Annotated in this window: 11 protein-coding genes and 3 pseudogenes; 6 read left to right on the top strand and 8 right to left on the bottom strand. The window is 74.5% G+C overall.

Annotated elements, in window-relative coordinates:
- Positions 1–171: 171 nt before the first annotated feature.
- Entirely contained in the window at positions 172–642 is a 471-nt protein-coding gene (locus LUW75_RS18455) for an RDD family protein (RefSeq protein ID WP_250336601.1), read from the bottom strand.
- Positions 643–908: 266 nt separating this feature from the next.
- Between LUW75_RS18455 and glnA the strand changes: the two genes are divergently transcribed.
- Positions 909–2318 (top strand): type I glutamate--ammonia ligase, encoded by a 1410-nt coding sequence (gene glnA / locus LUW75_RS18450; protein WP_250336600.1) that lies wholly within the window; start codon positions 909–911, stop codon positions 2316–2318.
- A gap of 339 nt (positions 2319–2657) precedes the next feature.
- On the opposite strand, the gene LUW75_RS18445 is transcribed toward glnA, so the two are convergent.
- The gene (locus LUW75_RS18445; RefSeq protein ID WP_250336599.1) at positions 2658–2933 is read right to left on the bottom strand and encodes a hypothetical protein; all 276 of its coding nucleotides are present in this window, start codon (positions 2931–2933) and stop codon (positions 2658–2660) included.
- Between the two features lie 131 nt (positions 2934–3064).
- On the opposite strand from LUW75_RS18445, the gene LUW75_RS18440 reads away from it, so the two are divergent.
- From LUW75_RS18440 to LUW75_RS18430, 3 genes are all read left to right on the top strand, one after another.
- Positions 3065–3427: an arsenate reductase family protein gene (locus LUW75_RS18440; protein ID WP_250336598.1), complete on the top strand. Its 363-nt coding sequence runs from the start codon at positions 3065–3067 to the stop codon at positions 3425–3427.
- A 220-nt stretch (positions 3428–3647) separates the two neighbouring features.
- Positions 3648–4643 (top strand): NAD-dependent epimerase/dehydratase family protein, encoded by a 996-nt coding sequence (locus LUW75_RS18435; protein WP_250336597.1) that lies wholly within the window; start codon positions 3648–3650, stop codon positions 4641–4643.
- A 224-nt stretch (positions 4644–4867) separates the two neighbouring features.
- On the top strand, positions 4868–6835 hold the full coding sequence (locus LUW75_RS18430) for a hypothetical protein (protein ID WP_462933751.1): 1968 nt from the start codon (positions 4868–4870) through the stop codon (positions 6833–6835).
- Positions 6836–6855: 20 nt separating this feature from the next.
- Here the strand turns inward: LUW75_RS18430 and LUW75_RS18425 are convergent, their stop codons facing one another.
- The 6 genes and pseudogenes from LUW75_RS18425 to LUW75_RS18400 form a co-directional block, all read right to left on the bottom strand.
- Positions 6856–7218, bottom strand: a complete 363-nt coding sequence (locus tag LUW75_RS18425; protein ID WP_462933750.1) for a hypothetical protein — start codon at positions 7216–7218, stop codon at positions 6856–6858.
- Positions 7219–7393: 175 nt separating this feature from the next.
- A pseudogene (gene pulA / locus LUW75_RS18420) lies at positions 7394–12774 on the bottom strand (pullulanase-type alpha-1,6-glucosidase).
- A gap of 509 nt (positions 12775–13283) precedes the next feature.
- Entirely contained in the window at positions 13284–14924 is a 1641-nt protein-coding gene (locus LUW75_RS18415; RefSeq protein WP_250336595.1) for a glycoside hydrolase family 13 protein, read from the bottom strand.
- A gap of 113 nt (positions 14925–15037) precedes the next feature.
- Positions 15038–15984, bottom strand: a pseudogene (locus LUW75_RS18410) (sugar ABC transporter permease).
- Positions 15981–16958: a carbohydrate ABC transporter permease gene (locus LUW75_RS18405; protein ID WP_250336594.1), complete on the bottom strand. Its 978-nt coding sequence runs from the start codon at positions 16956–16958 to the stop codon at positions 15981–15983. The pseudogene LUW75_RS18410 and the gene LUW75_RS18405 overlap by 4 nt, the downstream one beginning before the upstream one ends.
- Positions 16959–17041: 83 nt before the next feature.
- Positions 17042–18316, bottom strand: a pseudogene (locus LUW75_RS18400) (extracellular solute-binding protein).
- 396 nt (positions 18317–18712) lie between these two features.
- Between LUW75_RS18400 and LUW75_RS18395 the strand changes: the two are divergent.
- Together LUW75_RS18395 and LUW75_RS18390 are read left to right on the top strand one after the other, a co-directional pair.
- A complete protein-coding gene (locus LUW75_RS18395) occupies positions 18713–19783 on the top strand; it encodes a LacI family DNA-binding transcriptional regulator (RefSeq protein WP_250336593.1) in 1071 nt (356 codons plus the stop codon).
- Positions 19784–19819: 36 nt separating this feature from the next.
- Complete coding sequence (locus LUW75_RS18390) at positions 19820–20731, top strand: phosphatase PAP2 family protein (RefSeq protein ID WP_250336592.1); 912 nt, start codon at positions 19820–19822, stop codon at positions 20729–20731.
- Positions 20732–20746 lie beyond the last annotated feature (15 nt).

Below are 20746 nucleotides of genomic sequence, written 5' to 3'. Positions count from 1 at the left end.
GCCGGACCGCTGCCCTCAGCGCGAACGGGCACCCCACGTGCGCAAACGCTGCCGGAGGGCACGCGGATGCCGCGCGGCGGGAGGCTCCGCCGACCGCTGACCCGGGCCGTACGGGCGAGGGGGGCGGGGGGAGGGCGGCCGCGTCGAGCGGCCGCCCTCCCCCCGCCCCCCTCACACCGTCCGCACCTGTACGGCGCGGGCGAGCCGGTCGTGGAGGCCCCGGCCGTCGCGGTCCCAGACGAGGGCGGGGACGGCGAGGCAGAGCAGGGCGGTGCGGAGGACGGCGCGGCCGAAGCCGAGCCGCCGGCCGTCCTCGGCGATGACGCGCAGGCCGAGGAGCCGCTTGCCGGGGGTGCAGCCGATGGTGCCGACGGTGAGGACGCCGAGGAGGAACAGCACGCCGAGTGCCCAGTTGCCCGCCGCGTTCCAGTCGCCCCGGGTGATCAGCCCGTACGCGATGAGCATGCAGAGGGACCAGTCGACGAAGATCGCGCCGAAGCGCCGCCCGAGCGGGGCGGCGGAACCGGGGCCGGTCTCCGGCAGACCCAGCCGTTCGCCCCGGTAGCCGAAGTCGGCGCCCATCTCCTCGGCCGCCGCGCGCGGCCCGGAGAGCCACGATCCGATCACTCGCCTGTCGTCCACCCCTCCACGGTACTGCGCCCGCTTCCGGTCGCCGCGGGCCGGGGCCGCGCGAGGACGTGTGGCCCCGTCCTCCGGCGGGCACCGGAGGACGTGTGGCCCCGGTCTCCGGCGGGCACCGGAGAGCCACTGGTTAACCTGGTCGAAACAGACGGGTCACGCCCGGGAAATCCCCCGTGCCTATGGTCGGGTCGAGCGTGGGCCGTCGCACCGGGCGCACGTACGAGCTGCAACCCCGCCCTCCCCCGGGTGGGAGGAGGAGGAGTTGGATGTTCCAGAACGCCGACGAGGCCAGGAAGTACATCAAGGACAACGACGTCAAGATGGTCGACGTCCGGTTCTGCGACCTCCCGGGTGTGATGCAGCACTTCACCATCCCGGCGACGGCGTTCGACCCGTCCGAGGAGCTGGCCTTCGACGGCTCGTCGATCCGCGGTTTCCAGGCCATCCACGAGTCAGACATGGCCCTGCGGGCGGACCTGTCGACGGCGCGGCTGGACCCGTTCCGCCGGGACAAGACGCTGAACATCAACTTCTTCATCCACGACCCGATCACGGGTGAGCAGTACAGCCGCGACCCGCGCAACATCGCGAGGAAGGCGGAGGCGTACCTCGCTTCCACCGGCATCGCCGACACGGCGTTCTTCGGCCCCGAGGCGGAGTTCTACGTCTTCGACTCCGTCCGCTTCAACACCTCCGCGAACGAGGGTTTCTACCACATCGACTCCGAGGCGGGCGCCTGGAACACCGGTGCGGTCGAGGACAACCGCGGCTACAAGGTCCGCTACAAGGGCGGCTACTTCCCCGCCCCGCCGGTCGACCACTTCGCCGACCTGCGCGCGGAGATCTCCCTGGAGCTGGAGAAGGCCGGTCTGCAGGTCGAGCGCCAGCACCACGAGGTGGGCACCGCCGGCCAGGCGGAGATCAACTACAGGTTCAACACGCTGCTGGCCGCCGCCGACGACCTGATGCTCTTCAAGTACATCGTGAAGAACGTCGCGTGGCGCAACGGCAAGACCGCGACCTTCATGCCGAAGCCGATCTTCGGTGACAACGGCTCGGGCATGCACGTCCACATGTCCCTGTGGCAGGGCGGCGACCCGCTCTTCTACGACGAGCAGGGCTACGCCGGCCTGTCGGACATGGCGCGCCACTACATCGGCGGCGTCCTCAAGCACGCCCCGTCGCTGCTGGCCTTCACCAACCCGACGGTCAACTCGTACCACCGCCTGGTACCGGGCTTCGAGGCCCCGGTGAACATGGTGTACTCGCAGCGCAACCGCTCGGCCGCGATGCGCATCCCGATCACGGGCTCGAACCCGAAGGCCAAGCGCGTCGAGTTCCGCGCCCCGGACCCGTCCTCCAACCCGTACCTGGCCTTCGCGGCCCTCCTCCTCGCGGGCCTGGACGGCGTCAAGAACAAGATCGAGCCGGCGGAGCCGATCGACAAGGACCTGTACGAGCTGGCCCCCGAGGAGCACGCGGACGTCGCCCAGGTCCCGACCTCCCTCCCCGCGGTCCTCGACGCCCTGGAGGAGGACAACGAGTACCTCCAGGCCGGCGGCGTCTTCACGCCCGACCTGATCGAGACGTGGATCGACTACAAGCGCACCAACGAGATCGCCCCGATCCAGCTCCGCCCGCACCCTCACGAGTTCGAGCTGTACTTCGACCTCTGAGCCGCGGGCCCGGCCCGTGCGCCGGAGGATCCGTGAGGGCCGTCACCCCGGGGGTGGCGGCCCTCGCCGTCGCGGGGCGGTCCCCCGGCGGTCCGCCGGAGGGCGGGACCCGGCGTGGGCGCGTCCGCGGCGGTTCCGTCCGGTCGGGCCCCGCTCCCCGTGCGGCGGAGGGCCGGCCGCGGGCGGGCGACGCCCCCCGGCGCCCGGTCCGCGGGCGGGGGCGCGGTACCATACGGCGGCGCCGCGCGGCGCGCCTCCCCGGGGCGTACGGGGCGGGGCGGAGCGACCCGGTGGAGGGCCCGGCGGGGCGGTGCCGTCGCCCGCCGGGCCGCCGGTCGGTCAGTGGGCGGAGCGGATCAGCGAGCGGACCATCCGGCACGTGGTGTCGGACGGCGGGCGGATGTCGAGGTCCCGGGCCGTGGCGCGGATCGTCTCGTCGTCGGCCCCGGACGCGGTGTACACGCCGGAGTCGAGCAGGGCTATCGCGAGGCGCATGGCCTTCAGGTGGCGGTTGTGGGACACGTACCACTCGCGCGGCCGGCCGGCCGGGAGCGGCTTCTTCCGCAGGGGCTTCCAGGCTTCGAGCGGCAGTGGCATGACGGTGGCGACGGCCATCGGCGACCTCCCGGTGCGGGGTGTGAAGGCCCTGCCCGGACCCTCACCGACTGCTTCGATTCTACCGGCGGGCACTGACAGACGGCCCTGGCCAGACGGGGTGCGAGGCACTGCGCGGTACGGTGGGCGGCATGGAGATCTGGATCAATCCCGCCTGTTCCAAGTGCCGTGGCGCGCTGGACGTCCTCGACGGGGAGGGCGCCCGGTACACGGTCCGCCGGTACCTGGAGGACGTGCCCTCCGCCGACGAGATCCGCGACGTCCTCGGGCGGCTCGGCCTGGAGCCGTGGGAGATCACCCGCACCCAGGAGGCGGACGCGAAGGAGCTGGGGGTGCGGGACTGGCCCCGGGACGAGGCCTCCCGCGAGCGGTGGATCGAGGCGCTCGCCGCCCGCCCCGGGCTCATCCAGCGGCCCATCATCACCGCCGACGACGGCACGGCGGTCGTCGGCCGCTCCGAGGAGGCCGTGCGGGATGCCCTGTCCCGGTCGTAGGGTTCCCGGCGGCGCCCCGCCACCAGGCCGGTTCGCGCCGCGCCGGAGGCGGGGCGCGGTCCGCCGTGCGGGCCCCGCCCGCCGCCGGGGAGGGGGACGGCGGGCGGGACGCGGCCATGGCCGGAACATGCTCCCGCTTGGACGGAGTGTCCGCTTCCGGCTGTTCCACCGGTAGCGGAAGTGCTGGGCGGGGCGGGGACTCCGGGGCAGAGTCGGAGGCATGAGACTTCTGATCCTGGGTGGTACGGAGTTCGTGGGGCGCACCGTGGCCGAGGCCGCGCTCGACCGCGGCTGGGAGGTGACGGTGTTCCACCGGGGGCGGCACGAACCGCCTCCCGGTGCGACGGTGCTGCGCGGCGACCGGTCGGTACCGGACGGAGCAGGCCTGTCCGCGCTGCGCGAGGGCGCGTGGGACGCGGTCGTCGACACCTGGTCGGGCGCGCCCTCGGCGGTACGGGACGCGGCCCGGCTGCTGGCGGAACGGGCGGGGCGGTACTGCTACGTGTCGAGCTGCTCCGTGTACGAGTGGCCGCGGGTGGCCGAACTGCGCGAGGACAAGCCGGTCGTGGAGGCGTCCCCGGACGACGGGGACGACGTGCCGTACGCACGCGCCAAGCGGGGCGGGGAACTGGCGGCGGTCGGGGCGTTCGGCCCGGAGCGCACGCTGCTGGTGCGGGCGGGGCTGATCCTGGGGCCGGGGGAGAACGTGGGCCGGCTGCCGTGGTGGCTGAACCGGATCGCGCGCGGCGGCCCGGTCCTCGCGCCGGGGCCGCACGACCTGCCGCTGCAGTACGTCGACGCACGGGATCTGGCCGGATGGCTGCTGGACGGCGCCGAGGGCGGACTGGCCGGCCCCTACGACCTGGCGAGCCGGCCGGGGCACGCGACCATGGGCGAACTGCTGGACGCCTGCGTCCGGGTGACCGGCTCGGACGCCGAGCTGCGCTGGACCCCGCCCGACCGGATCCTCGCCGCCGGCATCGAGCCGTGGACGGGGCTGCCCGTGTGGATCCCGCCGGGCGAGGCGCACGACGCGATGCACGGCGCCGACGTGAGCAAGGCGATCGCCTCCGGCCTGCGGTGCCGCCCCGTCGAGGAGACCGTCGCCGACACGTGGGAGTGGCTGCGCGGCCTCGGCGGCGAGGCGCCGCAGCGGGCGGACCGGGACCCGGTGGGCGTCGACCCCGAACTGGAGGCGAAGGTCCTCGGGCCGTAGGGGCGGGCCCGGCGCCGCCGCGGCCCGCCCCGCCGCGCACCGCCGCCCGGTCCGGCCGCCTCCCCCGCCCTCCGGTGCCGGCGGTTCCGCGTCCCGGTCCACGGGAACGCGCCCGGGGGCCGGGGGCCCGCGGCGGGTGCGCGCGCCGGAGCGGGACGCGCGGCGCGGCGGCGACCGGCCGGGGCGCGAGGTGACCAACCCCACCGTCGCTCGTTGCGCTGGGCGTGAGCACCCAGGAAGCCCAGCGCACCCGAAGAGCCGCGGAGTCCCGTGCCGGGGCCTCCGGCGCCGCCCCCGTCGACGTGGAGCAGGCCGAGGCGGCGCTCGTCGAGCACTACCCGCGGCTGGTCCGCATCGCCTACCTGGTGCTGCCGCCGTCCCTCGGCCGCAACCGGCGCGTCCTCACCGCGCACGCGCTGGTCCAGCGGTCGCTGCCCCGGCGCCGCACGGCGGTGGGCGACGGGGCGGCGCCGGGTCCGGGGGGCGCCGCGGGCCCGGGGTACGCGTACGTCCGCGGCCGGGTGCTGCGGCAGGCGCTGGAGGCCGGCCTGCCGCTGCGGCGCCCGGCCCGGCCGAGGCGGGCCCAGCTGCCGCCGCTGCTGCCCATGGTGTGGGGGCTGCGGCTGTTCCCCCGGTCGGGCGGCGCCGACGAGCTGGCCCTGGACCAGCGGATGGCGGCCCTGTCGGGCGCGGGGCGCGCCGCGTGCGTGCTGCGCGGTCTGGAGCGGCAGGACGACGCGGAGGTGCGGCGGGCACTGGCCGCGGCGGGCGTCGCGGATCCGAAGGCGGCCCTGGCGGAGGCGGACCGGATCGGGGCGGACGGCGGGGCGCTGCTGGAGTCGCCGGAGTTCGACCCGTGTTCGCTCCAGGCACGGCCCACGGACCTGATGCGGCGGCGGCAGCACGTGCGGGCGGCGCTCGCGGCGGGTGCGGCGGCGGTGGTGTGCGGGGCGCTGCTGGGGCTGCCCGGCGGGGGCTGGGGACCGGACGGCGCGGCGGCGCCGCCGTACGCGCGCAACCCGGTGTCGGAGGCGGCGCTGGACCCGGCGAAGCTGCGGCGGGTCGCGCCGGCGGCGTGGCAGCACTCGTCCCGCACGGACTTCTCGGTGTGGCCGGCGCGGGGCGGGCTGGCCGGCGACGAGGCGCTGCTGCGGCGGGCGCTCGCGGTGTGGGCGCGGCCCGGCTCCCGGGTGCGGACGTCGGCGACGCCGGGCACGCCGCCGGGGCCGCCGATGGGCCCGCCGCAGTTGCTGTTCGCGGGCGGGGTGGACGGTGCGCGCGTGGTGCTGTTCCACGACGGGCTGCGGGCGGTGCGGTACGCCGAGCCGGAGGAGGGCGCGGAGGCGGCGGCACTGGACTTCGCCCGTACGGACGGGGCGGACACCGCCGCGTCGGCGGCCCTGGTGGTGGGGCGCACGCACTCCAACGTGCGGTACCTGACGGCGCCCTGGGTACGGGAGGTGACCGTGCGGGACCTGCTGCTGCCGGACGGGGGCACGCGGCCCCTGGCACGGGACGCGGCCGGGGTGACGGCGCCGATGCAGAGCCCCGCCGCGGCGGGCCGCTGCCGGTCGTGGGAGGTCCTGGAGGTGCGGGACGGGGTGGCGGCGCGGGTCCTGACGGACCTGGGCGAACTGACCCCGGTCCGGCTGACGTCGGGTCCGCCGTCGGGCCCCGCGGACGTGGCGGGCCGCGACGCCCTGCGGGAGTGGGCGCGTACGGCGTGCCTGCTGCCGTCGGTGCGGGCGCTGGGCGTGCGGTCGGTGAACTCGTGGCGGTTCGCCGAGCAGGAGTTGCCCGGCCCGGGCACCGGGACGGCGGCGTGGCTCTGCACGCGCGCGGAGACGTGGCGGGGGCCGGGCAGCAGGGTGCTGACGCAGTTCCAGGCGCCCGCGCCGGCCTCCGGACCGGACGGGCCGCTCCCGACGGGGGTGGTGGCGGCGAGGGTGGAGGACTCGCCGGCCTGCGGCACCCGCGAACCGCACGTACTGGCCGGGGTGCTGTGGAGGGACCCGGACGACCGGTGGCACGTGCTGGCGGCGGGCAGTCCGGGGGTGGCGTCGCTGGCCGTCTCCGGCGGGGTCGAGGGCGACGCCTCCGGGAGGCTGCTGGCGGTCGGGGCGGAGCGGGGCACGCGGGTGGACCTGACCGGGAGGCTGGAGGACGGGACGCGGATCGACGCCCTGCGCTGAGCGGCCCCAAAGCGGTCCGGTCAGGGCAGCAGGAGCCAGTCGGCGGCGAGGGCGGCGAGGAGGCCGGTGCCGAGGAGCCAGGTGCCCAGGCGGGTGCGGCCGTGGCGGCTGAGCTCGATCACCACGCCGCACAGGACCATCGCCAGCCCGTACACGCCGACGACGAGGACCGAGGTCCGGCTCGCCAGGCGCAGTGCGAGGACGGCGGCGAGGGTGACCAGCAGGACCGTCGCGACGACGATCCGCAGCCGGCGTGCCTGGCGCGGCGTCAGGCCGTCATGGGGCTGCCCGGGCGCGTCGTCCCCGGCGGGCTCCGGGGCCGCCGTCCCCGGGGTGTCCGGCGCGTCCTCCGCACCGGGGGTGTCCTGGTCCGCTGTGGTCATGCCCCGGAGCGTAACGGACCGTGCGGCCGCCGCCGTTGGAAGGGCGGCCTCCGGCCCTTCCAACGGCGGCGGCCGGGGTGCGGGGGGACGGGCGGCGGGGAGCGCGGGCCCGGTTTCGCGGCGGCGCCGGCCGCGCCGGACCGGCCGCGCCCGCCCCCGGGGCCGGGGACGGCCCTCAGGAGGCGGTGAACACCGCGACGGTGCGTGCCGGGACCGTGAAGGTGCCCGAGGCGCCGTCGTACGCCGCCGTCCGCACCGTCGCGTCGGAGCCGCCGGCCTGGACGGGGTGCAGGGCGTAGCCCCCGCCGGCCGGGGCGGGCACCGTCTGCTCCTGCCGCGTGGGGGTGGCGTTGAAGACCACGACCAGGTCGCCGAGGCACATGGTGATCACACCGGGGGTCTCGTCCCGCCCGGACAGCGGGAACGTCAGGGCCGACTGGACCCGGTCCGCGGTGGCGAGGTCGAACGCCCGCTCCGTGGTGCGGATCCTCAGCAGGTCCCGGTAGGCGGCCGAGGCGCCGTCGATCTGCGCGCAGCCCGCCTTCGGGCCGGGCGAGGACAGCAGCGGCCTCGCGTGCGCCCACTTCTCCCGGTTGTCGGCGGCGGGCGGCAGTCCGCGCCCGAAGCCGTTGCCGAGGCGGCAGTCCCAGTGGAGGGCGTTGAACCAGTCGCCGCTGTCGTAGGAGTTGCGGTCCAGGGACTTGGAGCGCAGCAGGTCGGTGCCGGCCTGCGACAGGGCGGGCCCCTGCGAGAGCGCGGCGGTGGCCATGGCGAGGACCTGCATCCTGGCCCGGTCGCCGGGGGAGGTGCCGGCGGGGAGCTTGAAGGCCAGCGCGTCGTACAGGGTCTCGTTGTCGTGGGCGTCCGCGTAGGCGAGGGCGTCGCCGGGGGCGGCGGCGTAGCCGGCGGGGGCGCCGCCGTAGTCGACCCCGGAGCCCTTGACGCGCCTGCCGGAGGTGTCGGTGAACGTGTAGTCGGCGAGGTTGCCGCTGAGGCCGACCTTGATCAGGTCCTGGTAGTGCAGCAGGCGGGCCCTCTGCTCGGCCCGGGTGCCGTTGGCGGCGGAGCCGTTGGGCTCGGTGTACAGGCCGGAGGCGAAGCCCTGGACGCCGGGGTCGGCGTCGAAGGGGCCGCCGCCGCGGACCGCGTCGCGGGCCCGGTCGGAGAAGGTGGCGACGCCGGTGCCGGCCATGTTCTCCTGCGTGGCCTGGACGAAGCGGGCGCCGTCGGCGACCTCGCCGAAGTCCCAGCCCTCGCCGTACAGGATGATCGCCTTGCCGTCGACGCCGTCCTTGCCGACGGTCAGGGCGTCGAGGGCCTTCCGGACGGCGAGCACGTTCTCCTTCGGGTGGTGGCCCATGAGGTCGAAGCGGAAGCCGTCGACCTTGTACTCCCTGGCCCAGGTGACGACCGAGTCCACGACCAGCTTGCCCATCATGGTGTTCTCGGGCGCCGTGTTGGCGCAGCAGGTGGAGGTGGCGACGGAGCCGTCGGCGAGGAGCCGCTGGTAGTAGCCGGGCACGATCCGGTCGAGGACGGACCCGTCGTCCTGGCCCGCGGCGACGGTGTGGTTGTAGACGACGTCCATGACGGTGCGCAGGCCGGCGTCGCCCAGGGACCGCACCATCCGCCGGAACTCGACCGTGCGGCGGGGGCCCTCCGGGTCGGAGGCGTACGAGCCCTCCGGCACGGTGTGGTGCAGCGGGTCGTAGCCCCAGTTGTAGGCGTCCTTCGCGGCGGCCTTCGCGACGCACTCCTGCTGCCGCTCGGAGTCGGCCGGATGCGCCGGCAGGTCGCAGTCGGGGGCGGTCTGGTCGGACCTCCTCTCGGGGACGGTGCCGAAGTCGAAGACCGGGAGGAGGTGCACGTGGGAGGTGCCGCTGCGGGCGAGCCTCGCCAGGTGCCGCATGCCGGCCGAGTCGCGGTCGGTGAAGGCGAGGTAGCCGCCGGGGTGCTGCGACGTGGGGTCGGAGGCGGAGAAGTCGCGGACGTGCAGTTCCTGGATCCGGGCGTCGCGCAGCGGGACGGCGGCGGGTTTGCGGAGGGTCGCCCAGCCCTCGGGGGCGAGTTCGGGGGCGGAGAGGTCGACGACGAGGCTGCGGGCCGAGTCCGTGGTGAGGGCCGTGGAGTACGGGTCGGTGACCCTGTTGGTGACGATCCTCCGGACGCTGGGCGCCCACACCGTCACGACGTACCGGTACGGCTTGCCCTTCCAGGACCGGGCGCCCCTCACGGACCAGACGCCGGTCGTGTCGTCGCGCCTCATGCGGACGGTGCGGCCGTCGAGTTCGAGGGCGACGGACCGGGCGGTGGGCGCCCACACGGAGAGGGTGGGCGTACCGCCCCGGAACACCGGGCCGAGCGCCTTCGTCCTCGCCTCCTCGCCGTACAGGGCGTCGAGGACGCCCGCGGTCTGCACGCCGGTCGCGGTGAGCAGCGCTCCGTCGGCCGCCCGCTGGGTGGCGACGAGCTGGCCGCGCAGCGCGGTGCGGATCCGGTCGCGGTCGCGCGGGTCGACGGAGTAGGCGGGGTACTCCGCCAGGTGCGGGAACGCGGCCTTCTGCGCGTCGGTGAGCGCCGTGCGGCCCAGGCGCAGCCAGTGGGCGCGGTCCTCGCCGGTGAGGACGCCGTCCTTCACGGCGAGGGAGCCGGTGGGCGAGTACACGAGCTGGCTCGAGGCCGCGGCGGGCGCGCCGTTCCAGGCGAGGGTCGTCCCGTCGATCCACACGGCGGTGGACTCGGTGAGGTCCAGGGCGGCGCCGCCCCTCGGCTGCGGCAGCAGGTGCTCCGGCTCTCCGGCGAGCAGCCACACCTCGTGGCCGTCGGCGGTGAGGTCGAGTGACCGGTCGGCGGGCAGGTCCTTCTCGTCGCCCTTGTGGAGGATGTAGCTCAGCGATGTGGCGCCCCGGGCGAGCGGCACCTCGTAGACCGCCCCGTACGCGTCGGTGCGGACGGGCACGAGCGGCCCGGACCAGTCGGTGGGCGTGGCGGCGCCGGTCCACACGTGCAGGCCCCAGCCGTCGTGGTCGCCGTCGGGGCGGTGGTGGTGGAGGACGGCCTTGGAGGTGTCCTGCGGCGGGTAGGCGCCGGCGGGCGGCCGGTCGAGGGCGGTCTCCTCGCCCTGCTCGATCCACACCTCGCCGGTCCTCGACAGGTCGATGGTCCGGTCGGCGGCCACGTCCTTGTCCCCGTTCCCGTCGACGACGAGGTAGCCGACGGTGGCGGCGCCCGGCTTGAGCCTGACGTACGCGAAGGCGCCGTAGGCGTCGCGGCCGGTGAAGGCGCGGCCCCCGGCCAGGGGGCGGCCTCGCCGTCGGCGACGTCGCCCCAGACGTGGAGGCGCCAGCCCGTGTAGTCGCCGTCGGGGCGCTTGTAGTGGACGACCGCGTGGTCCCGCCGCGCGGCGGTGGGCACCGAGGGGGCCGGGGTCTGCCCGGCGGTGGTGGCGGCGAGGTCGCCCGCGGTGCGCCCGGCCGCGTCGACGGCGACCGCCTTGTACCGGACGGGGGTGCCGGCCGGGGCGGTGATCCTGTGGATCACCGTGTACGGGGCGTGGTCGGCGGAGCCGAGGACCTGCCACCCGCCGTTGCCCTGCTGGGCGGCGAAGACGACCCGGTCCGGCCGTCCCCCGTCGACGTCGGCGGTGACCCGGACGGTGCCGGAGGCTCCCGCGGCGGGGACCCGCAGGTGGGGGGTGGGCGCGGTGGTGGGGACGGCGAGGGGCTCGTCGGCCCTGAGGACGACGGAGGACCACGCCGGGACGGTGACGGTGATCCTCCCGTCGTCGCCGCTGGTCACCGCCTTCGCGTCGCCGTGGACGGGGCGGAAGGCGGTGCGGGCCGAGTCGGTGGCCAGCTCGACGGTCCTCGGGCCGGCGGCGTTGTTGAGGGCGACGACGTACTCGGTGCGGGCCTCCGCGTCGATGCGGGAGAACGCGTACACGCCCGCGCCCCGGTCCGCGTGGCGCTCGATCTGCGTGCCGTCGGCGAGCGCCGGGTGGGCCTGGCGGAGCTCCGCCAGGGCGGCGATCCGCCGGTACAGCGGGTGTGCCGGGTCGTACGCGTCGGCGGCGTGGGTGCGGTCGGTGCCGATCTGGTCGTCGTCCAGGTAGTCGGCGGTCTTCGAGGCGAAGAGGGTCTGCCGGGCGTCCTTGTCGCCGCCGGGTCCGGTGAAGCCCTGCTCGTCGCCCGCGTAGACGACGGTGTTGCCGCGGCTGAGGAACATCAGCTCGTTGGCGAGGGTGTACCGCTTCAGGAGCTCCGCGTCGGACGCCCCGGGGTCGTCCCGTCTGAGGAACGCGCCGAAGCGGCCCATGTCGTGGTTGCCGAGGAAGTTGACCGACTCGTACGCGTTGGCCCTGCCGGTCGTGTACTTGTGGTCGTCCGCGAACAGCGCGGCGAGTTTCGCCGCGGGGCCTCCCCGGGAGGCGTACTGGCGGGCGGCCTCCTGGAAGGGGAAGTCCAGGGTGGCGTCGAGGCGGCCCTCGCGCACGTAGTGCGAGGTGACGGAGGTGTCGGAGGAGTACACCTCGCCGAACACGAAGAAGTCCTCGCGGCCCCGCTCGGCGGCGTACGCGTCGAGGGCGGTGGCCCACCGGGTCCAGAACGCGGTGTCGACGTGCTTGACGGTGTCGACGCGGAAGCCGTCGATGTCGAAGTCGCGCACCCAGCGCCGGTAGATCCTCTCCATGCCCTCGACGACCTCGGGGCGCTCGGTCCACAGGTCGTCCAGGCCGTCGAAGTCGCCGTGGGTGGAGGACTCTCCGGAGAAGGTCGAGTCGCCCCGGTTGTGGTACATCGTGGGGTCGTTGAGCCACGCCGGGACCTTCAGGTCCTTTTTGTGGGCGGGCACGACCGGCGTGCGCGGGAAGGAGTCGAGGTCGGTCCTCGGGAAGCGGCGCGCACCGCCGGCGTGGTCGGCGTCGTCGAAGGGCCGGCCGTCCTCCGCCAGGTACGGGAAGGCGCCCTTGGAGAGGTACTCGTACGACTTCTCCTCGTAGTCCACGACGTCGGCGGTGTGGTTGGTGATGACGTCGAAGAAGACCTTCATGCCCTTGGCGTGGGCCTTGTCGATGAGCCGTTCCAGGTCGGCGTCGGTGCCGAAGTGCGGGTCGACCCGGGTGAAGTCGGTGACCCAGTAGCCGTGGTAGCCGGCGGAGGCGCCGTCGCCCTCGCCCTGCACGGGCTGGTTCACGAAGATCGGGGCGAGCCAGATCGCGGTGGTGCCGAGGCCCTTGACGTAGTCGAGCCGCTCGGTGAGGCCCTTGAGGTCGCCGCCCTGGTAGAAGCCCTTGTCGGTGGGGTCGTGGCCGGTGGTGAGCCGGGTGCCGGTGAGCCCGCCGCGGTCGTTGCGCCGGTCGCCGTTGGCGAACCGGTCGGGTAACAGGAAGTAGAACTGCTCGCGGGTCAGGTCGTGCCGCGCGGGTTCGGCGGCGAGGCTCCGGTCGGAGGGCGGCTCCGGGGGCCGGGGCGCGTCGCCGGCCCGGGCGGGGGCGGGGGCGGCGAGCGTGGCGAGCGTCGCCGCGAGGGCGAGCGCGGCGGCCGTGGTTCTGGCCATGTCTCCTCCTGGGGAAGGGAGGTGCGGATGCGGCGGGGGCGCTCGTACGGCAACGCGCCATGCCCGCGAGGCCGGTGGAAGTTCTTGCTGCAAGCGACGGCAAGGGTTTTCGGGCGTGACCGTACGAGCCGTCCGCCGCGGGGTCAACCCCTGCGACGCGCCCCGCCCGCGTGCGGGCCGCCGCCGCGGGGCCCGGGGCCCGTGTGCCCGCCGGGGCCCCGGCCCGTCCTCGCGGCAGTGCCGTGTCCGGCCGCGCTTCCGGCCCGTCGGCGGCCGGCGGGGCCGGCGGGGCCGGCGGACCGCGGCCGGGCCGTCGGACGGGGCGGGGTGGGCGTCGGCGTGCTCGTCGAAGCCGTCGAGGGGGACGGACGGGACGCCGCGCGCGGCGAGCCGCTCGCACCGGGAGGACCCGGCCGGCGGTCGCCTCGCCCACCCCGCCCGGAGTGCGGTGTCCACGAGGCGCGGGGTGCCGGCGGTCGGATCACCGGGGCCCCGCGACGGGGGGAGGGTCACACCGCCCACCAGGCGGTCGTGTCGGCGGGCAGTTCGGCCGTGCCGTCCATGCCGGCGCGGACCGGCTCGTTGGAGAGCAGCATCCGGCCGGGTACGGCGATGCGGACCGGCTCGCCGGTGGTGTTCGCGGTGCACGCGAACCCGTCGCGGCGGAAGGCCAGGACGCCCCCGGGCGCCTCCAGCCACTCCACCGCCTCGCCCGCGCCGAGCCCCGGCTGCTCGCGGCGGACGCGCAGGGCGGTGCGGTACAGCTCCAGGGTGGAGCCGGGCACGCCGGTCTGCGCCTCGACGCTCAGGGCGCCCCAGTCGGCGGGTTGCGGCAGCCAGCTGCCGCCGGGGCCGAAGCCGTACGAGCTGCCCCCGGCGGTCCACGGGATCGGGACGCGGCAGCCGTCGCGGAAGCCGTCCTGGCCGGTGGCGCGGAAGAACGACGGGTCCTGGCGCACCTCGTCCGGCAGGTCGGTGACGTCGGGCAGGCCGAGCTCCTCGCCCTGGTAGAGGTAGGCGGAGCCGGGCAGGGCCAGCATCAGCAGGGTCGCGGCGCGGGCGCGGCGCAGGCCCAGCTCGCGGTCGCCGGGTTCGCGCAGCTGGGTGCCGAGGCCGGGCGGGTTGGCGAAGCGGGTGGTGTGCCGGGTGACGTCGTGGTTGGAGAGCACCCAGGTGGCGGGGGCGCCGACGGAGCGCATCGCGGTGAGGGAGGCGTCGATGACCCGGCGGAGCTCGACGGCGTCCCAGGGGGTGCTCAGGTACTGGAAGTTGAACGCCTGGTGCATCTCGTCGGGGCGCACGTAGCCGGCGGTGCGCTCGACCGTCGGCGTCCACGCCTCGGCGACGAGGACGCGCTCCCCGCCGTACTCCTCCAGGACCCTGCGCCAGCTGCGGTAGATCTCGTGGACGCCGTCCTGGTCGAAAAACGGCGTCACGTCGTCGCCGAGGAGCCTCAGCCGGTCGTGGGCTCCGATGTCGGGCAGGCCCGGCGCCTTGACCAGGCCGTGGGCGACGTCCACGCGGAAGCCGTCGACGCCCTTGTCGAGCCAGAAGCGCAGGACGGAGCGGAACTCGTCGTGGACGGCGGGGTGGTCCCAGTTGAAGTCGGGCTGCTCGGGCGCGAACAGGTGGAGGTACCACTCGCCGTCGGGGACGCGGGTCCAGGCGGGGCCGCCGAAGACGGACTCCCAGTCGTTGGGCGGCAGTTCACCGTCGACGCCCCTGCCGGGACGGAAGTGGTAGCGCTCGCGCAGCGGGGAGCCGGGGCCCTCGCGCAGGGCGCGCCGGAACCACTCGTGCCGGTCGGAGGAGTGGTTGGGGACGAGGTCGACGATGAGGCGCAGGCCCAGCTCGTGGGCCTCGCGGACGAGGGAGTCGGCGTCGTGGAGGGTGCCGAACACCGGGTCGACGGCCCGGTAGTCGGCGACGTCGTACCCGGCGTCGGCCTGCGGGGAGGCGTAGAAGGGGCTCAGCCAGACGGCGTCGACGCCGAGGTCCCTCAGGTACGGCAGGCGGCTGCGGACGCCTCCGAGGTCGCCCATGCCGTCGCCGTCGCCGTCGGCGAAGCTGCGCGGGTAGACCTGGTAGATCACCGCTTCCCTCCACCAGTCGGTGGTCGAGGCGGTGGCGGCAGCGAGGTGCTGGGTCATGTCTTCCCTCGTGGAGTGGGGCGGGGGCGGTGCCGGGTCCGGCGGCGGGGCTGCCGGACCCGGCACCGCCGTCCGGGGCGGTACGGGGCGGGCGGGTCGGGTGCGGGCGGTGTTCAGCCCTTGGTGCCGCCCGCCGTGAGGCCGGCGACGAGGTTGCGCTGGACCAGGAGGAACACCAGGCCCGCCGGGACCGTGATCATCACCGCGGAGGCCGTGAGGTAGCCCCACTCGGCCTTGTGCTGGCCGATGAAGCTCTGCAGGCCGACCGAGAGCGTGAGCTTCGAATCGGTGGAGAGGAAGGCGCGGGCGAAGGCGACCTCCCCCACGCGGTGAGGAAGGAGTAGAACGCGGTGACGGCGAGGCCCGGCTTCGCCAGCGGCAACACCAGCCGGTAGAAGGTGCCGAAGGGGGTGAGTCCGTCGACCCGGCCGGCCTCGTCGATCTCGTACGGGATCGTGTCGAAGTAGCCCTTCATCATCCAGGCGCAGAACGGCACCGACACCGAGCAGTAGGTGAGGATCAGGCCGAGGTGCGAGTCGAGCAGGCCCAGGCCGCTCAGGATGTTGTACAGGGCGACGATCAGCACGGCGACGGGGAACATCTGCGTGACGAGCAGCACCCAGATCAGCGACCTGTGGCCGGGGAAGCGCATCCGGGAGACGGCGTAGCCGGCGGAGGCCGCGACGAGGACGCCGATCAGCGTGGTGCCGGCGGCGACGAGCACCGAGTTGGCGAACCAGCGGGGGAACCCGGTCTCGCCGAGCACGTACGCGTAGTTGCCGATCTCCAGGCCGCCCTCGGCGCTGGTCGGCGTGGTCCAGCCGTTCCGGCCGCGCAGCGAGACGAAGACCATGTACGCGATCGGGAAGACCGCGGCGAGGCAGGCGAGGACCAGGGCGCCGTGCAGGCCGGCCGAGGCGAGCGGGGAGCGCTCCCCGCGGCCGCGGACCGTGCGGCGGCGGGCGCCGCCGGACCCGGGGCCGGAACCGGCGGTGCCGGGCGCGCCCGCCGCGGCGCGGTCCGCCGGGGCGCTGTCCCGGGGTTCGGTCACCGTGCTCATCGGGCGGCCTCCCTGCGGGCGGGCGTACGGCGGTAGAGGACGGCGAAGACCAGCAGCATCGAGAGGATGAGGATGCCGTACGTGGCGGCGCCCGCGTAGTCGCGGACCGAGCCGAAGGCGAGCCGGTAGGCGTACGTCACGAGGATCTCGCTGTGCATGGCGTTCGCCTCGCCGAGCATCAGGTAGATGATCGGGAACATGTTGAACGTCCAGATGGTGCCGAGCAGGATCACCGTGGCGCTGACCGGGCGCAGGCCGGGCAGGGTGACGTGGCGGAACCGCTGCCAGGCGCCGGCGCCGTCCATCTCGGCGGCCTCGTACTGCTCGCCGGGGATGGACTGGAGGCCGCCGAGGACGGCGACCATCATGAAGGGCACGCCGAGCCACACGTTGACGCCGACGACGGCGGCCTTCTGCATGAAGGTGTCGCCGAGCCAGTCGACGGGGCCGACGCCGAGCAGGCCGAGGACGGCGTTGAAGACGCCGGACTCGGAGTTGTACATCATGCGCCAGACGTAGGTGGCGACGAACGCCGGGACCGCCCAGGGCAGGACGAGCAGCACCCGGTAGAGGGAGCGGCCCCTGACCCTGCGGTTGAGCAGCAGGGCGAGGCCCAGGCCGATCGTGTAGTGGAAGAACACGCACGACGCGGTCCACACCACGGTCCACAGGAGCTTGGGGTAGAACTCGCCGTCGGCGCCGGACAGCACCCGCCGGTAGTTGTCGAGGCCGACGAACCGGTAGGTGGCCGGGATCTCGGTCGCGCCGAGTTGCTTGGCGACGTTGAGCTCGTCGGCGTCGGTGAACGACAGGTAGAGCCCCCGGCCCAGCGGGTAGGCGACCAGCACGCCGACGACCAGCACCACCGGCAGCACCATGGCCCAGGCGTACCAGTGCCGGTCGTAGGAGCGCTTCGTGCGGGTGAGCAGTCCGGGCCGCGCGGCCGTGGCGGGATCTGCGGTGGCTGTCTTCATGGAAGGTGGCTTCCCCCAGTGCGTACGGGTCCGGTCCGGGCCGGCGCCCGCGCCCTCGCGGTGCCGGCCCGGACCGGAGGGGCTCAGTCGACCGAGTACTCCCTGAGGGAGTTGACGTTGGTCTTGCACTTCTCGGCGGTGGTGTCGAGGCCCTTCTCGACGGTGGTGCCGCCCTTGAGGGTCTCGATGTACTGCTTGGTCCACTCGGTGAACATGTCGCCCACGCCGGCGACGGCGGGGCGGGGCGTGGAGTCGGCCAGCACCTTTTTGAAGGCGGCGCGGATCGGGTCGGCGACGACCTCGGCGGTGTAGGCGTCGTCGCGGGTGGGCAGGACGCCGGTCTCGGTGGCGGCGAACTCCTGCGAGGCGGCGGAGGTCATGAACGCCACGAACTTCTGGGCGGCCGCCTTGTGGGCGGCGTCGGCACCGTTGTAGACGACCAGGTTGTGGCCGCCGGCGGGTGTGCCGGCCTTGCCGGAGGAGCCGGCCGGGACCGGGGCGACGCCCAGGTTGCCCTTGTCCCTGAACGCCTTGCCGGTGAGGTCGTCGGCCGTGGACCACGGGCCGTTGACCACCATGGCGACCCTGCCGTCCTTGAAGGCGGCCTGCATGTTGTTGTAGCCGTCGGTGAAGTCCGGCTTGACGGCGACGCCGCTCTCGATCATGTCGACGGCGGTCTGGACGGCCTTCCGGCCGGGCGCGTCGTCGACGGTGATCCTCTTCTCGCCGGTGTCGACCATCGCGCCGCCCTCGCCGTAGAGGAACGGCAGGGCGAAGTAGCTGTCCGGGTTGAGGTAGATGCCGTCGACGCCGGTCTTCTGCTTGATGGCCTTCGCCGCGGTGGACAGCTCGGCCTAGGTCTTCGGCGGCCGGACGCCGGCCCCGGCGAGGACCTCCTTGTTGTAGAGGAGCGCGAGGGCGTCGGTGACCTGCGGGACGCCGTACAGCTTCCCCCCGACCCTGGCGCCCTTCACGAGGTCCTGGTCGAAGGAGCCGATCTCCCTGACGGCGGGCGTGCCGTCGAGCGGGGCGAGGTACCGGCTCTCGGCGAGGCCGGCGGTCCAGCCGACGTCGGCGCGCAGCACGTCGGGGGCGTTGCCCGCCTGGGCGGCGGTCTTGTACTTCTGCTCCGCCTCGGCGAACGGGACGTTCTGGTACGTGACCTTGACGTCCTTGTGGGCGGCCTCGAACCTCTCGATCAGCTTCCGGTAGGTCGGCGCCTCGTTCACGGCGTCCGAGGTGTCCCACCACGTGATGGTGACCGGGCCGCCGGCCGCCGTGTCCCCACCGTCGCCGCAGGCCGTCGCCGCGAGGGCCAGGCCGACGGCCAGCGCGGTGGCCGCTATGCCACGCCGCATGTGAACTCCTTCGACTGATCCCGGGAAGACCGAGGCGGAGACCCTCACGACGACCTGCCGCCTGCCGGCCGCTCCTTCGCGGCGCCGGGCTGTCAGGAAGGTAACAGGGATGAAAACAGGCCGAAAGAGCTTGCGAGGACTTTCTGCAAGGCCTGATGGCCGCCGGGAGCCCGGCCCGGTGCTCCGGGCGCGGGCGCCCGGCGCCGTTCCCGCCGTGTGCTTGCGCTCCGCGCCGGGCCCTCCGGCGGCAGGCGGCCGCAAGCCCCTTCGTCCCGCTTGCGGTGCGCCGGGTCCTGGACGGGGGGCTCCCGGCCACCCGCGCGGGCGGGTTCCCCGCGGCGCGCGCCTCCCGCTCCCGGTGGGCAACGCGACGTGCGACCGGTACAGTCCCACCTCGTGACCGCGCGGCTGGCCGACATCGCAGCCCAGGCGGGGGTCAGCGAAGCCACAGTCAGCCGCGTGCTCAACGGCAAGCCCGGTGTGGCCGCGGCCACCCGCCAGTCCGTGCTGGCCGCGCTGGACGTCCTCGGCTACGAGCGGCCGGTACGGCTGCGGCAGCGCAGCGCCGGACTGGTGGGGCTGATCACGCCCGAGTTGGACAACCCGATCTTCCCGGCGCTGGCCCAGGTCATCGGCCAGGCCCTCACCCGTCAGGGGTACACCCCGGTCCTCGCCACGCAGACGCCGGGCGGGTCCACCGAGGACGAGCTGACCGAGATGCTCGTCGAGCGGGGCGTCTCCGGCGTCATCTTCGTCTCCGGTCTGCACGCCGACACGACCGCCGACACCCGGCGGTACGACCGGCTGCGCGGCAAGGGCGTCCCCTTCGTCCTGATCAACGGCTTCTCGCCGCACATCCGGGCGCCGTTCGTCTCGCCCGACGACCGGGCCGCGATGCGGCTCGCCGTCACCCACCTCGTCTCCCTCGGCCACACCAGGATCGGGCTCGCGGTCGGGCCGAAGCGGTTCGTGCCCGTCCTGCGCAAGATCGAGGGCTTCCGTGCCGTGATGCGGCAACGGCTCGGCCTCTCCTGGGAGGAGACCGGGGAACTGGTCCAGCACTCCCTGTACACGCTCGAAGGCGGGCAGGCGGCGGCGGGCACGCTCATCGAGCGGGGCTGCTCCGCGGTCGTGTGCGCCAGCGACATGATGGCGCTCGGCGCCGTCCGGGCGGCCCGGCAGCGGGGGCTGCGGGTGCCGGGGGACGTGTCGGTCGTCGGCTTCGACGACTCCCCCCTCATAGCCTTCACCGACCCGCCCCTGACCACGATCCGGCAGCCGGTGCAGGCGATGGGGCAGGCGTCGGTGCGGGCACTGCTGGAGGAGATCGGCGGCACGCCGGCCCCGCACGGCGAGTTCGTCTTCATGCCGGAGCTGGTCGTGCGCGGTTCGACGGCCTCGGGGCCCCGGGGCCACCGGCCCCCCGAACCGCGGACCGGTGGTGACGACAATCCGATTGAAGGATGATCGATCTACGGGCCCTTTCTGGCAGACTCTCCGCTCATGGACGACAGGACTTCGACCGCGTTGGAAGGCCGTTCGGCGAGACGCCCGGCCGCGTGGCACCGGCTGCGCTCCCCGCGCCATCCGCGCATCTGGGTCGAGATCCTGCTGCTCGCCGTCAGTTACGGCGTGTACTCGCTCATCCGCAACGCGGTGCCCGAGCAGAAGGCGCAGGCGCTGCGCAACGCCGACTGGATCTGGCGCGCCGAGCACAGCCTGGGCCTGGCCTTCGAGAAGACGGTCAACCACGCGGTGGAGTCGGTCGACTGGCTCATCGTGTCGATGAACTACTACTACGCGACGCTGCACTTCGTCGTCACCGTCGGGGTGCTGGTGTGGCTCTACCGCCGGCACCCGGGCCGCTACACGGCGATCCGCATGATCCTGTTCTCCACCACCGCCGTGGCCCTGCTCGGCTACTACCTGTACCCGCTCGCCCCTCCCCGGCTGATGGAGAGCGAGGACTTCATCGACACGGTGCTGGTCCACCAGACCTGGGGCTCGATGGCCTCGGGCGACCTGAAGCAGATGTCCAACCAGTACGCCGCGATGCCGTCGATGCACATCGGCTGGTCCCTCTGGTGCGGACTGGCGATATTCGCCCTCACCCGGGCGCCCTGGGTGCGGATCCTGGGGCTGCTGTACCCGGCGGTCACGCTGGTCGTGATCGTCGCGACCGCCAACCACTTCTGGCTGGACGCCGTGGGCGGCGTCCTCTGCCTCGCCTTCGGCGTCGGCCTCGTCCACGCCTGGTACGGGGCGCTGCCGCACCGGCTGCCGCGGTACGTGCAGGGGCGCGCCCCGCGGGGGGACGCCGGTGTCGACGTCGGGCCGGTCGTCGTGCCCGTCCCCGGCGCGGGCGGCCCCGGGGAGCCGGCGGCGCCCCCGGTGGGCGCGGCCCCGGTGCCGTAGCGCCGGCCCGCGCCC

This window comes from Streptomyces sp. MRC013 (assembly GCF_023614235.1).
Lineage (GTDB): Bacteria > Actinomycetota > Actinomycetes > Streptomycetales > Streptomycetaceae > Streptomyces.
Note: the sequence above shows the minus strand (reverse complement) of the source record. Positions and strands in the feature narration are given on the sequence as shown.

Excerpts from the sequence above, each read along its gene's own strand:
- LUW75_RS18425 (WP_462933750.1), bottom strand. The coding sequence starts at position 7,218 with ATGACCACAGCGGACCAGGACACCCCCGGTGCGGAGGACGCGCCGGAC.
- LUW75_RS18390 (WP_250336592.1), top strand. The coding sequence starts at position 19,820 with ATGGACGACAGGACTTCGACCGCGTTGGAAGGCCGTTCGGCGAGACGC.
- LUW75_RS18415 (WP_250336595.1), bottom strand. The coding sequence starts at position 14,924 with ATGACCCAGCACCTCGCTGCCGCCACCGCCTCGACCACCGACTGGTGG.
- LUW75_RS18445 (WP_250336599.1), bottom strand. The coding sequence starts at position 2,933 with ATGGCCGTCGCCACCGTCATGCCACTGCCGCTCGAAGCCTGGAAGCCC.
- glnA (WP_250336600.1), top strand. The coding sequence starts at position 909 with ATGTTCCAGAACGCCGACGAGGCCAGGAAGTACATCAAGGACAACGAC.
- LUW75_RS18440 (WP_250336598.1), top strand. The coding sequence starts at position 3,065 with ATGGAGATCTGGATCAATCCCGCCTGTTCCAAGTGCCGTGGCGCGCTG.
- LUW75_RS18405 (WP_250336594.1), bottom strand. The coding sequence starts at position 16,958 with ATGAAGACAGCCACCGCAGATCCCGCCACGGCCGCGCGGCCCGGACTG.
- LUW75_RS18435 (WP_250336597.1), top strand. The coding sequence starts at position 3,648 with ATGAGACTTCTGATCCTGGGTGGTACGGAGTTCGTGGGGCGCACCGTG.